This is a genomic window from Heyndrickxia sp. FSL K6-6286 (assembly GCF_038630395.1).
Classification (GTDB): Bacteria; Bacillota; Bacilli; order Bacillales; family Bacillaceae_C; genus Heyndrickxia; species Heyndrickxia oleronia.
This window is the reverse complement of the sequence record NZ_CP152029.1, coordinates 1,933,179-1,947,470: the sequence shown is the minus strand read 5'-3', so window position 1 is coordinate 1,947,470 and position 14,292 is coordinate 1,933,179. Positions and strand designations below refer to the sequence as shown.

Genomic DNA, 14,292 nt, shown 5'->3' with positions numbered 1-14,292 from the left:
CTTCATATTTGCTTTCTAAGAGGCTTGTTTTCCTCTCCCTTTTTTTTAAATAAGGGCTAACATTAAAGACCCTTAGATTGCCATCTAGGGGTCAGAGAAGTAAAGGTGCTTTCTATTAGATTATTGAGCTCGTGTTTTCACCATTTAAGAGGCACTTTAACATTTATATCTTCGAAGACATTCGGTATTAAGGCAACTAAAATTAATAAAACGTATGGATTTATATAGAGTTGTATCGAGCGTAGCGACAACAATTATAGGCATGAAATTTTGAAAAAAATGAGTGACAATAATTGCGAAGGTCGTAGGAATATCCCTACCAAGTCAAAAACGTAGTTTTTGGGGAGTGTAGTCACACTCCCGTAGCTTGCCCCCCCTTTTTTTCCCTTTGCGAATATGTTTTTTATATTTCATTCCTTATGTAAAACCAACAAATTATAATTCAAAATACTCAACCTTTACCTCCTAAATAAACATAAATAACATCCGTTCGCTCATGACCAACCTCTTTTGTAACTCTTTCCGTAGCCTGTTCTAGTGTAAACCCTTTATCAATCTCTTGCTGAACTCGATCTTGTACATACGCATAGCGTAAGCCATGGAAAGTCAACTCGTTAATGTGTGTCACACCATCTCTTTCCCAAGTGCGCAGTTCAACACCTTCTTGGGTTTCTATTTTTTTTCGATTGTTATATAAGAACTTCTCTATACGGTTGACCGCGAGGTGAGTTTTTTCATTTTCACGAACAAAGAAGCGACCACCGCGAGGAGTTTCTCGCAGTTTTTTTTCTAAAACATTTCGCGTAACCATTGGAACCGGAACCTGTCTCCACTTACCATTTTTCGCTTCACTCTTTACTTGATAAACGCCTGTTCGAAGCGCTTGTTCTGCTTGTGAACGCGTCATAGCGACGGCTTCAGTAACCCTCAAACCCATTGTCCTGCATAGCGTCATGACGCTATGCACATCTTTTGCTGTTCTCGCTCCTGTTCCATTGTCTCGGTACACTTCAAGGGCTAATTTTTGCATGTTTCGGTACTCCTCGTTGGTCCATGAACGATCCCCTTTTATTGCAGGAGTCTTATCGAGTGAAACGGAATAGTTTTGTTTCAGTCCATCATTATCCGAAAGAGTGTATTTTGCTTCTGGAAGCATATCGTGCATAAAACGAATCGCGGCCAGATCATTTTTCAATGTTTTAGCTGCCACCCCCTCGTCTTGGCGGTACTCGATATAAGAAACTAAATGTTTGTCATGTAGATTTTTTAAATTTTTCAATTTGAATTTTTCATTGAGAAACTCAATGAACTTTCTGCAGCTGCTCTTGTATCTACCACGAGTACCGAATGAATTAGACCGTGTATGACGAAAAGTCTTTTCAAATTGCTGCATAATCGAAGATTTTCCCTTCGCTGTTTTTTCGGCCATTTTTACCCCCCTTTTCAAAAAATGCACACTTCGCCCAACGGCATTTTTGGGCGTCCTCTGGACTTCCTCAAATGCCTGGATTAACCCCCAACCCCAAAATCACGGGCGAGAAGGATTCCGTTTGATTCAGCAGGCATTTTGCGTGTGCTTTCTCTTTGCCGAATTTGCATTCGAATTTTTTTCACTTCGTTGAAAAATTCATCATGCAAGTTTGACTAACGTCAAACCGTTCGGCAAAGAGAAAGCACCCCTGCTATGCAATTTTGATTATTAGTACTAGATGAAGCTTCCCCCTGTAATAGCAGGTTGACGACTTCGTCGTCACGCTCCAAGTAAACGGCATTCAGCAAGACTTTCGTCTAAGCGCCATGACGCTTCGTTCACTTTATTTCTGGACGGTAATGCGCGCCTCACCGCCATATAACCCCGAGTCTTAACCGACGATTTCCCTGTCTTAGACAGTCGCAATAAACGAACGTTTATCACTCTTGCGATCCACGCCACTAGTCAACTTGTATTAGCTTTGCTGACAAATTGAAAACAACAAAAAAACGACCTACTACGTAGCTCGCTGTTTTAGTAAGAACAAAAATCCTACTCACTTTTCATTTAAAATTATCCTTTATCAATCCATGACATAGACCTTTTTATTTCAAATCATCCCCTCTCAGAACGCCTTAAACGCCCCTATTTTTAGTTTTAAGCAATTCACTTATAAAATAAAATCTATTTAAAAGCCCTAAATGGGCTATATTTTAAGTAAAAAAATAAAATAAAAAAGCCTGTTCTAAAAAACACGCTCATTTTAAATGGTAATCATTTAATTTTTAAAAAAGGACATAGTAATCCCGTTTCGCAACTTTATAATTTTTCTTCATGTACTCATGAAGTCTTTTGTTCTAGTTTATCCACTAGAACGCTTTTTATCTTTCAGCTCACATTAGTGGGAAAGTATAAAAGCAAACTGTTTAACAGCCTTTTATGAAGGTCTTTCGATTATCTTCTGCCCAGCTTCATTCAGCACGTACACAATGGTACGGAAACGTACAAGGGCTACAAAAATTAAAAAACTTATCTTGATTATATCAAACTTTTTAGAAAAAAATAGTATTTTTTCTAGTATTTTGAGCACTTGAAAATCAATTCTATTTGCAGCCATAAAATTTCGTTATGGCGAATAAAAAGGCATTTCAAATAACCCTATGATTTTAACCGCATAAATCAGGGCAATAAGCTTTAGAAATTTGCTTGTTTAAAACACCTTTAAAATAGGCAATAGGGTTATGTACTTTTCCTTTCTTTAACTTGTTAATCATTTGCTTAAATGAATGAATAGCCGTATGTAAAATTTCTTCGTCATCTAACCAAATATTTCTAATCCGATATGTATCAATTCGAACCATTCTCCAGTATTCCTCAATAAGTCTAGCATCATCAAAGAAACATTTTACAAGATTTCTAAATTCTTTAGGAACATAATCACTGACATATGTATAATCCAACGTTATGGATGATTACTTTAATATAGCTCTTGACGGATATAGGTCCGAAACCGAAATTGCTGATCATATGCTAAATAAATTACCATTATTTATTAACACAGCTATTATGGAAAATATCGTAGACACGTTTGAGGTAATGAAAAATAATGAAAACGATCCAATGTGTGACGAGGCGTTTATGTATCTTGTAAAATGCTTAGAGGACGACATTCCTTATATGGGATTTTTCAGTGATATATATTCTTGTGATGCCCCATTTGATTTGGAAGAAGGAAACGTATAGATTTTGTTTTTAACGTTGATCCAAGCACCAATTTAATATTTACTATGAAATTCCATTAAGTAAGCATTCAAGCGAGCTAAACACACATTCCTATAGCTCGCTTGAAAACATAATGAATTTCTAAACAATATGTGACAAAAACATTGTTTTCAATCAGTTTAATTGACTTAAAATGAGTTTACTTTTTCTTCTCATTGCTTTTAACCTCTTATTCAGCTAACCAGCTCCGTTACTTTAAGTAAATTGAATCACAATCTTTTGTCTGATTTTGCTTAATAACACAAGCCCTAGAGAAATGATTTTTAAGGCAATAGCTTCGTGACTTTTATTTCAAAGCTACATTTCATCTCTTTCAACTTACTTATAATCCACATTTTAATTGTGCATTACAATTATCACATGTATTACAACCACCGATTTCCTTGACTGTTCCTTTACGACATACCGGACATGTATTGCCAATTTCAGAACCAATCGTTACACTTGTTGATCTTAAGTCTTGAATTGTATCTACCAGCACAACGTTTTGTTTATCATTGGAGCGATCCAATGTCATTCCATCATCTACTTGATTTTCTTCAGCTTTTAATGTTAATACTTGGGAGTCTCTGCTTCCATCTACATATACCGTTCCACCTTTGGCTCCACCTTTATATAAACGCTCATACACCTTCTGAACCTGGTCAACGGCATAGCCACGCGGTGCATTAACCGTTTTTGAGATTGAACTATCAATCCATCTCTGAATGATGCATTGTACATCAGCATGTGCTTCTGGGGCTAACTCCATCGCAGTAACAAACCATTCAGGTAATTGCTCAGGGTTTACATCTGGATTTTTTGTTAAATATTCTTGAACAATTTCTGCTTTTACTTCAATAAATTTTCCAAGACGTCCACTCCGATAATACGTAAATGAGAAATAAGGTTCAAGGCCAGTTGAACAACCAATCATAGTACCAGTAGATCCAGTAGGTGCGACAGTTAATAAATGGGAATTCCTAATTCCATGTTTTAAGATCGATTGTCGAATATCTTCAGGCATTTTCTTCATGAATCCTGTATGAATAAATGCTTCACGTAATTGATTCGTTTCTTCAGTAGTTTCTCCTTGTAAAAATGGGAAGCTACCTTTTTCCTTTGCTAGCTCAATTGATGTACGGTAAGCAGTCGTTGCAATCGTCTCCATTACTTGATCTACTAGTTGATTCCCTGCTTCTGAACCATATTCCTTTTCACAATAGATCAATAAGTCTGCTAAGCCCATAACACCAAGTCCTACACGACGTTCACCTAATGCTTGTTTTTTATTTTGTTCAAGAAAATAAGGTGTTGCATTAATCACGTTGTCTTGAAGGCGTACACCTATTTCAACGGTACGCTTTAATTTATCAAAATTAACTGTCTTTGTTTCTTTGTTCGCCATCTCAGCTAAATTGACGGCTGCTAAATTACAGACAGAATATGGAGCAAGTGGCTGCTCACCACATGGATTTGTCGCTACTACTTTTTGTCCATAACTTTTGGCATTTGTCATGTCATTCGCATTATCGATAAAGAAGATCCCTGGTTCAGCTGAGTAAGTAGCACATATATTGATTAAGTTCCAAAGTTCCTCTGCTTTAATTTTGCGATAGGTTCTCACTTTATGACCAAGCTTTTCCCATTCGCGAACATCGCCGATTTCTTGCCATTTCGTATTGTAGAGTTCCATTTCTTCGGCACTATAATTTTCAACATCCGGGAAGCGTAAATCATAATCCTCATTATTTTCAACTGCATCCATAAAGTCTTTCGTTAAGCAAACGGATATATTCGCACCAGTTAAAAATTCCGGATTATGGACCGTGTATGTTCCGCCTTCACGTAATTTATCTTCCGCTTCTTTAATGATGCTTTCGCTAAAACCACCTAATCCAGGGATTGTCTTATAATTAATAATCCCTTGATACATCGCCTTTTCTTGCTCTGTTAAAGGGGTGAATTTCAGCTTGTCCTTCGCATGTTTTTTAATCGATTCATCCTTTGTGTTTTCTATTAAAAATCGTAGGATTCTCGGGTTCTGCATCTTTGAAATGATAAACTCAACAATATCAGGATGCCATGAGGACAACATAATCATTTGAGCGCCTCTTCTTGATCCACCTTGTTCTACAAGATGAGTGAGCTTTGCAATATCATCAAGCCATGAAACTGAACCTGAGGATTTACCATTGACCCCTTTTGCTAATGTGTTTCTTGGGCGTAAAGTCGATCCGTTTGTTCCCACACCGCCACCACGACTCATAATCTCCATAACTTGCTTACGGTGTTCAGATATACCTTCTCGAGAATCAGGAACAAAAGGCATAACATAACAATTAAAATAAGTAACTTCAGTATCTGCCCCTGCACCATACAAAACCCGTCCAGCAGGTACAAAATTTAAGTTTACTAGCTCTTGATAAAACTTTTCAAACCACTCTTGACGTTTTTCTTCTGTTTTTTCTACTGAAGCTAAGCCTGTTGCGTTCCTTTTAGCAATTTGCTCATAAAACACTTCTAATGGTTTTTCGATAATATCTAGTGGTCTTGTTATTAATCCAGATTCCATTTCTTTCGGATCATCTAAAGCACTGCGATATTCTTCGTCCACTTGTACATCAGCAGTTTTCTGTTCCCAATTAATATGTTTGATAAACCCTAAACCACGTGCAGGAAATTTTGGATCTTCTTTAATCGTCAGGACAACGAAGTCTCCCTCTGCTAATGTGATCTTTTCCGTATCTTTAAATGAATAACGATCAATCATTACTAAACGTGAAACACCTTTATGGGTAATGCGCATATCAGGGGTCACTGGATGTACTTGAGGAAACAATTTAATCGCTTTATTTAATTGTTCCTCGTTAATTTTCAATTCACTTGTTAACGCAACAGACATATAGACAACTCCCTCTATCTTTCTATCATTTTACTCCTACAAGTTTTTATTCTCGTTGTTTTCTCCTTAATAAAGTTACCATAACCAACCATTGAAAATCAACAACAAAATACAATATATAGTATCTGAACCACTACCACAAATACTATATATTGCGCAAGTGTTTAACATTGTTCTTTTTTGTCAAATCATGAAACAAATAAAATAAGTAGAAAAAAGGAGAAAAAATGTGTTTTAGTATTAAAAAGGAACATTTTCAATCAATTTTACTGGTTGCATAATATTATCCCTGTACAAACCCCGATGATATCTACTCTGAACACATAAAAAATGAAAATAAAAAATTTTTATATGAAAAAGTTTTGATTCCAAGTCTATTGATGAATATAATAGAAGATAGTGTTACCTCGTAGAAAGGAGAAAGACTAGTGGGAAGTTTATATTTTCTTATTATTGTAATCATAGCCTTAATTGCATACACTCTTTTTAATTATTTTTCCCAAAAGAAAGCGGTAAAAACTTTAAGTGAAGAAGAGTTCAAAGCAGGTTATAGGAAAGCGCAATTAATTGATGTACGGGAAGCAAATGAGTTTGATGGAGGACATATACTAGGTTCAAGAAATATCCCTCTTTCCCAATTAAAAATGAGAATGAAAGAAATCCGTCCAGATAAGCCCGTTTATTTATATTGCCAAAGCGGAATGCGTAGTGGACGAGCTGCCCAAATGCTTTATAAAAAAGGCTATCGTGAGCTCTATCAATTACAAGGCGGATTTAAAAAATGGACTGGAAAAATAAAATCTAAATAACTTATAAGTAAAAAGACCTCTTCATTAAAAAAGAGGTCTTTTATTTTGGCTATTTTCATATAGTTTGTTGCTTTTGTAAAAACCCAACTACAGGCAGCAAAGTTATAGAAAAAAGCCTTTATTTTATATTATTTTACATATCTTAAAACTGGTTTACGGGCAGCTAAGGTTTCATCTAAACGTTTTACGACTGTAGTATGTGGAGCTTCTTGCACAATCTCAGGATTTTCTTCTGTTTCTTTCGCAATCTGAATCATTGCATCAATAAAAGCATCCAAGGTTTCCTTCGATTCTGTCTCTGTAGGCTCAATCATCATACATTCCTCAACATTTAATGGGAAGTAAATAGTTGGTGGATGGTAACCAAAATCTAAAAGACGCTTGGCAATATCTAATGTACGTACCCCCAATTTCTTTTGGCGCTTCCCACTAAGAACAAATTCATGCTTACAGTGACGATCATACGGAAGATCATAGTATTCTGCTAATCTTCTCATCATATAATTGGCATTGATTACTGCATTTTCTGTTACTGCTTTTAGTCCATCAGGTCCCATTGTTCGGATATATGTATATGCTCGAACATTAATGCCAAAATTTCCATAGTATGGCTTTACACGACCGATTGATTGTGGACGATTATATTCAAATGTATATCGATCGCCTTCCTTAACCAATACTGGTTTAGGTAGGAATGGAATTAAATCCTTTTTCACACCTACCGGACCTGAACCTGGTCCACCACCACCATGTGGTCCAGTGAAGGTTTTATGCAGATTTAAATGAACAACATCAAATCCCATGTCGCCAGGACGTGCTTTCGAAAGGACAGCATTTAAATTTGCCCCATCATAGTATAATTTTCCACCAGCACCGTGAACAATTTCAGCCATCTCTAAAATATTTTCCTCAAATAACCCAAGAGTATTTGGGTTGGTTAACATTAATGCAGCTGTATCAGGACCAACTAATTTTCGTAAATCCTCTAAATCTACTAATCCATTCTCATTAGACTTTACAGTAATCGTTTCAAGACCTGCTACTGTAGCTGATGCCGGATTGGTTCCATGAGCAGAATCTGGTACAATCACTTTCGTTCGATTTACATCACCATTTGCTTCATGATAAGCACGGATCATCATTAATCCCGTCCATTCCCCGTGCGCTCCAGCTGCAGGCTGTAAAGTGACTTCATCCATACCAGTTATTTCAATAAGATGCTCTTGAAGATCATACATTAATTCTAATGCACCTTGAACTGTGTCTTCATCTTGGAGTGGATGAATATGAGCAAATCCTGGAAAACGAGCAACAGATTCATTTATTTTAGGGTTATATTTCATCGTACATGAACCGAGAGGATAGAACCCAGAATCTACACCATGATTTTTCTTTGATAAAGCAGTATAATGACGCATAATATCTAATTCAGATACTTCTGGTAGATTGGGCTCCTCATCACGAATATATTCAGCTGAAAAATATTCACTAATGTCAATATTAGGAACATCAAGTTCAGGAAGACTATAACCGATTCGGCCAGGTTTTGTGAGTTCAAAAATTAATGGTTGATCCACCTTATTCATGGCTATCCCTCAATTCTTTAATAAATTGATCAATTTCCTCTTTTGTACGTAACTCAGTAACAGCAATCAACATATGATTAACCATTTTCGGATAATCTTTGCTTAAGTCATACCCACCAATAATTCCTTTTGCAAGTAATTGTTTATTTACTTCTTTAACAGGCTTATTTAATTTCACGACAAACTCATTAAAGCTTGGTCCATCCAATACAAGTTCAAAACCATTTTGAGAAAATGCTTTTTTCGCATAACAGGCTTTTTGGATATTTTGAACCGCCATTTCTTTCACACCTTTTCTTCCAAGGGCTGTCATGGCTACTGAAGCTGCTAATGCGTTCAATGCTTGGTTAGAGCATATATTAGATGTTGCTTTATCTCGGCGAATATGCTGTTCACGGGCTTGAAGAGTTAATACATAGCCTCTTTTCCCATTTTCATCAACTGTTTCTCCAACTAATCGTCCTGGCACCTTTCTCATTAATTTATTAGTAACTGCAAAGTACCCACAATGTGGACCTCCAAAGCTTTGTGGAATGCCAAACACTTGCGCATCGCCGACGACAATATCTGCACCAAACTTTCCTGGAGGGGTAATAGCACCCAATGCTAGAGGGTTACTCGAAACAATAAATAAACCTTTGTGTTGATGGACTATAGGCTCGAATTCTTTTAATGGTTCAATTCTTCCAAAGAAGTTAGGGTATTGTAAAATCACTGCTGCTACATCTTCATTAATTTCTCTTTCTAATGCCTTTATATCTGTCACACCATTTTCATGTGGAATTTCAACCACATCAATATACTGACCTTTTGCATATGTTTTTAAGACTTCACGTGATTCCGGGTGAACAGTTTCAGAAATAAGGACTTTTTTTCTACGTGTTTGGCCACAGCTGAGCATTGCTGCTTCGGCTAACGCTGTTCCTCCATCATACATAGATGAATTTGCTACATCCATACCTGTTAATTCACATATCATGGTCTGAAATTCAAATATTGCTTGTAATTCACCTTGAGAAATTTCCGGTTGATATGGCGTATACGCCGTATAAAATTCAGATCTACTTATGACATGATCAACAATCGTTGGTATATAGTGATCATAAACACCAGCACCTAAAAATGAAATATTTTGCTTTACATCCATATTTTTTGCTGCCATTTGACTTAATTCTTTAAGTAAGGAGCTTTCAGATTTTGCTTCTTTTATGTTATATAATCCATTAAAACGGACTTTTTCTGGTATATCACTGAATAACTCATCAACAGAGTCAACCCCTATTGTTTGAAGCATTTCTTTCTTATCCTGCTCTGTCATCGGTAGATAACGATGCTTTGTCATATATCTCTCTCCCATCCTATTTTTTAGGTCGTTTATAAAATGGTGTTTGTATTACTTTTGCTTTTAAACGTTTATTACGAATTTCAATATCGATCTCTTGATCTAGTTCTGTAAATTGAATATCAACAAGACCTAAACCAATATTTTTCTTCAATGTAGGGGACTGTGTTCCTGTTGTTACCCAGCCAATTTCTTCGGCTCCTGAGAAGATTTTATATCCATGACGTGGAATTCCACGATCAATCATTTCAATTCCTATGATTTTTCTAGTTAAACCTTTTTCCTTTTGTTCTTTTAATACGGACTTTCCAATAAAGTCAGCGTTCTTAGTCGTTTTCACAGCAAATCCAATCCCAGCTTCAAGGGGACTGATTTCCGCAGTTAATTCTTGACCATATAATGGCAAGGTTGCTTCAAAACGAAGAGTGTCCCTAGCTCCTAAGCCACAAGGAAGTAGCCCTTCTTCCTTTCCGGCAGCTAATAGTTCCTTCCATAATGAAATGGTATCCTCTGCACGACAATAAATTTCAAAGCCATCTTCACCCGTATACCCTGTACGAGAAACTAATGCTGTTATCCCTTTAATACTCACTTCAGGATTAAATTTAAAAAATTTAATATCGGCCAAATTCATGTCATTCACAATCGATTGTAGAATCGTTTCTGCAAGGGGACCTTGAATAGCAATTTGACCAATGCTTGAAGAAATATTTTCTAAAGCGACATCACCTTCCACGTGTTCCTTTAGCCAGTTAAAATCTTTTTCAATATTGCTGGCATTCACTACAAGGAGGTAATGTTCATCTGAATACTTATAAACTAATAGATCATCAACAGTACCACCATTTGCATTGCACATGGCATTATACTGTGCACCATGAATGGCAATCTTTGAAATATCATTTGTCATGACTTTTTGTAAAAATGCTGTACTGTCTTTTCCTTTAACCGTTATTTCACCCATATGGGATACATCAAATAAACCAGCTTTCGTACGAACTGCTTCATGTTCTTCTTTAATACTCGAAAATTGTACTGGCAATTCCCATCCACCAAAATCAATTGTTTTGCCACCATATTCTTTATATACATCATATAATGGTGTTCTCTTTAATTCTGACATTGATGATCCCCCTATCAATATAATTAAATTTGGCATTCTTCCACTTTCAATTAATTTCAAAGATTTAGACATAAAAAAGGACAGAGAAAACCAATTTTTAAATTAGTCTCTGTCCTGGCACCTGAAAGTTTACCTTCACATTTGTTCCGATACGATTGCTTTGAAACATATGAAAAGGATTTCCCCTTTGGTGGCTCCTAAATAGAAAGCACTCTCCAGAGTTGCGTCATACAAGAGTCTTTTTGCCTGAGAGATTCATAATTATTTATTATTTGCTCCTTCGGCGTCGCACTTAAGCGATCTCTCCCCCTGTAATCATTCGCCTATATTTAATTGAAAAATGGATATACTACTAAAATAAGCTTTTTATTCATTTTTAAATCCTTTTCAAGCTATATCCATCCTATCATTATTCATTATTTTCAGCAATCATTTTTCTAGCATTTTCGAACAAAAAATACACCTTTTACAAAAGAATTCTTGCAAGAAAAGGCATACATTTTATTTATAACACTAAAATACGAACATTTCTTTTATAAATTATTTTTTTATTCGTCTATTATTCATGTATATCTATATCGGACTGAATGATGAGGTGGTTTTATGTCAATAAAAATAAATTTTGATCACTCATGGAGTAAGGGTTTAGCAGATCGATTCGTAAAGGATGGTCCCTGGGGAAATTGGCAATTATATGATTTAGCAATCCAGATGGAAAAACAACAAATTATACCTGAGTTTGAAGGATTACAATGCACAAAACACTTAGCAAACTTAAAACCTTTGCCACACCAGCTAGAAGTTGCAAAACAAGTTGTTGAAAATATGAATGGCAAAGCCATTTTGGCAGATGAGGTTGGATTAGGAAAAACAATTGAAGCCGGATTAATTTTAAAAGAACTCATGATCCGGCGTCTTGTAAAAAAAGTGTTGATCCTTGTTCCCGCCTCTTTAGTCTCTCAATGGGCGTTTGAATTGAACACAAAATTCTATATTCCAGCAGTTGCTCAGAAAAAAAGCTATGTTTGGGATCAATGTGATTGCGTGATTTCTTCCATCGATACCGCAAAACGATCTCCACATCGGGAAAAAATTTACGAGCAAAGTTATGATTTAGTCATTATTGATGAGGCGCATAAATTAAAAAATCATAAAACAAAAAACTATGAATTTGTGCAAAATCTCAAAAAAAAGTTCTGTCTTTTGCTAACAGCGACTCCAATCCAAAATCGTATTGATGAGATTTTTCATTTAGTATCACTTTTAAAACCTGGTCATCTTGGTAGTCAAACGAACTTTTTTGAAAAATATAAAAGTGGTGAAAGGTCGACAAAGGATGAAGAACGTTTAAAAGAACTAGTTAATAAAGTAATGATCCGCAATCGTAGAATAGATACAGGGATTGAGTGGACTAAACGTCATGTTAAAACTATTTTAATTGATTTTTCTAAAGAGGAAAGAGATTTATATGATTCCATCCAACTATTGAAAACTAATGATCAAGCATATGGCCCAGGCGGTTTTTCTATGATGACTTTACAACGCGAAGCATGCAGTAGCAGGGAATCTGTCTACTATACATTAAAAAACATGTTGAAAAAATACGAAAATCCATCGCCTCTTTTTACAGAACAGATTTCACTTTTATTTAAAAAAATTGAAGCCGTTAAACAAAATTCAAAAGCTGAGAAAACTTTAGAATTAATAAAAAATATAAATGATAAAGTCATTATTTTCACTGAATATCGAGCTACACAGCTTTATTTGCAATGGTTTTTAAAGCAACATGGAATTAGCTCTGTTCCGTTTCGCGGCGGATTTAAACGTGGGAAGAAGGACTGGATGAGAGAATTATTCCAAAAACATGCACAGGTTTTAATTGCAACCGAGGCTGGTGGGGAAGGAATTAACCTACAGTTCTGCCATCATATGATTAATTTTGATTTACCTTGGAATCCAATGAGATTAGAACAACGAATTGGACGTGTACATCGTCTAGGTCAACAAGAAGATGTTCATATTTATAATTTAGCTACGAAAAATACGGTCGAAGATCACATTCTTAAACTTCTTTATGAAAAAATAAATTTATTTGAACGTGTAATTGGAGAATTAGATGACATTTTAACAAGGTTGGAGTTTGGAAAATTAGAAAATCATTTGCAAGACATCTTTCAGAACTCACGAACTGAAGGAGAAATGAAAATTAAAATGGATAATTTAACAGAAATGATACAGTTTGCCGAAAGTATAAAAGAAAAAGAAGGAGGTAATTTCGGTGCAGCAGCAGGAAATTCATCAATATCTTAGTCAATATTTTGAAGCAAACGAGTGTGAGATTATTGAAAGTGAAGCTGGTTACTTAACCGTTCAGTTAACAAAGGAACTTGATAAAGAATTAATGAATCGTCCTTTTTACTGGCATTATTTAGAGAAAACAGGTGGAATCCCTAACCCAATGAAATTAACTCTGATTACTGATCAAGAAAAAGCTCCTGATCAAATCAAAGGCGAGGTCATTCATTTTGGTTCTCCTCGTCTTCATCAAATTTTTCAATCGACGAAGAATTTTGCAAAATATATTCGATTATATGAAATCTCTCAAACTATGCCCAAGCAACAAACACCTTTATATCCATGGCTAGGAATGAATATAAAAATTTCTTATCAATGTGATCGGAAACGTGATGTTTTCCGGTCATTTGGTTTAAACCTTATTAACGGTATACTCATCGAACAATTTCATGAAAAACTGACAAAGAAAGTGCTATCCCCTAAAATTCCAGATTTTAGTTTTACCTTAACACCAATTATTATGCCTACAAGTGGTGTAACTAGAATTGAAAATTTTTTAAGACAGGAAATTATGAAGGAAGATCATTCATGGGCAGAAGAAGCAAAACAGCGTTGGAATGAGGATTTATCTTTATTAGATCATTTTTATGAAGACATCGAAGAAAAACCGGAAGCTTATTTAACAGAAAAAGAAGCGTTAAAACATCAATATGAACCTTTCATTACAATTGAAATTATCAATGGTGGACTGTTTTATTTGATGGATAATCATATATATGAAGAGAACTAACAAGTGAGGGAACACCTAAGCATCGCCATAGCACTCAAACAATTCACGACTTTAATCATTTCCATTGTGGATTAAATTGAAGTAATCAACAATCTTCATTGTAAGCCGTAGTGTAGAATCTTTATAATAAAGTCTGTTCGTATGAAGGACTTGCTGGTCTCAACCCATTATATTATTAGTTAAACATTCTCTAAATAGCAACAGGTTTGA

At 35.5% G+C, this 14,292-nt stretch carries 10 protein-coding genes and 1 riboswitch; of the genes, 4 read left to right on the top strand and 6 right to left on the bottom strand.

Annotated elements, in window-relative coordinates:
* Positions 1–451: 451 nt before the first annotated feature.
* Together MHI39_RS09785 and MHI39_RS09780 are read right to left on the bottom strand one after the other, a co-directional pair.
* Positions 452–1,429 (bottom strand): site-specific integrase, encoded by a 978-nt coding sequence (locus tag MHI39_RS09785; RefSeq protein ID WP_333728197.1) that lies wholly within the window; start codon positions 1,427–1,429, stop codon positions 452–454.
* 1,208 nt (positions 1,430–2,637) lie between these two features.
* Positions 2,638–2,931: a hypothetical protein gene (locus tag MHI39_RS09780; RefSeq protein ID WP_342541182.1), complete on the bottom strand. Its 294-nt coding sequence runs from the start codon at positions 2,929–2,931 to the stop codon at positions 2,638–2,640.
* Positions 2,932–2,935: 4 nt separating this feature from the next.
* Between MHI39_RS09780 and MHI39_RS09775 the strand changes: the two genes are divergently transcribed.
* Positions 2,936–3,214 (top strand): hypothetical protein, encoded by a 279-nt coding sequence (locus MHI39_RS09775; RefSeq protein ID WP_058002199.1) that lies wholly within the window; start codon positions 2,936–2,938, stop codon positions 3,212–3,214.
* A gap of 361 nt (positions 3,215–3,575) precedes the next feature.
* Here the strand turns inward: MHI39_RS09775 and MHI39_RS09770 are convergent, their stop codons facing one another.
* Positions 3,576–6,137: a vitamin B12-dependent ribonucleotide reductase gene (locus MHI39_RS09770; RefSeq protein ID WP_342541180.1), complete on the bottom strand. Its 2,562-nt coding sequence runs from the start codon at positions 6,135–6,137 to the stop codon at positions 3,576–3,578.
* Between the two features lie 428 nt (positions 6,138–6,565).
* Between MHI39_RS09770 and MHI39_RS09765 the strand changes: the two genes are divergently transcribed.
* On the top strand, positions 6,566–6,946 hold the full coding sequence (locus MHI39_RS09765) for a rhodanese-like domain-containing protein (RefSeq protein WP_058002197.1): 381 nt from the start codon (positions 6,566–6,568) through the stop codon (positions 6,944–6,946).
* Positions 6,947–7,074: 128 nt separating this feature from the next.
* Here MHI39_RS09765 and gcvPB read toward each other — a convergent pair whose 3' ends face one another.
* From gcvPB to gcvT, 3 genes are read right to left on the bottom strand one after another with little or no spacing between them, the layout of a single operon-like run.
* Positions 7,075–8,532, bottom strand: coding sequence for an aminomethyl-transferring glycine dehydrogenase subunit GcvPB (gene gcvPB / locus MHI39_RS09760; RefSeq protein ID WP_058002196.1), 1,458 nt, complete (start codon positions 8,530–8,532; stop codon positions 7,075–7,077).
* Positions 8,525–9,874 (bottom strand): aminomethyl-transferring glycine dehydrogenase subunit GcvPA, encoded by a 1,350-nt coding sequence (gene gcvPA, locus MHI39_RS09755; RefSeq protein WP_058002195.1) that lies wholly within the window; start codon positions 9,872–9,874, stop codon positions 8,525–8,527. Before gcvPA ends, gcvPB begins: the two co-directional genes overlap by 8 nt.
* A 16-nt stretch (positions 9,875–9,890) precedes the next feature.
* Complete coding sequence (gcvT, locus tag MHI39_RS09750; RefSeq protein ID WP_058002194.1) at positions 9,891–10,997, bottom strand: glycine cleavage system aminomethyltransferase GcvT; 1,107 nt, start codon at positions 10,995–10,997, stop codon at positions 9,891–9,893.
* Between the two features lie 224 nt (positions 10,998–11,221).
* Positions 11,222–11,316: riboswitch (glycine riboswitch) on the bottom strand.
* Between the two features lie 284 nt (positions 11,317–11,600).
* Here gcvT and MHI39_RS09745 point away from each other — a divergent pair.
* Positions 11,601–13,307 carry an SNF2-related protein gene (locus tag MHI39_RS09745; RefSeq protein ID WP_058002193.1) on the top strand — a complete coding sequence of 569 codons (1,707 nt, stop codon included), beginning with the start codon at positions 11,601–11,603 and terminating at the stop codon, positions 13,305–13,307.
* Positions 13,276–14,082: a YqhG family protein gene (locus MHI39_RS09740; protein WP_058002192.1), complete on the top strand. Its 807-nt coding sequence runs from the start codon at positions 13,276–13,278 to the stop codon at positions 14,080–14,082. Before MHI39_RS09745 ends, MHI39_RS09740 begins: the two co-directional genes overlap by 32 nt.
* Positions 14,083–14,292 lie beyond the last annotated feature (210 nt).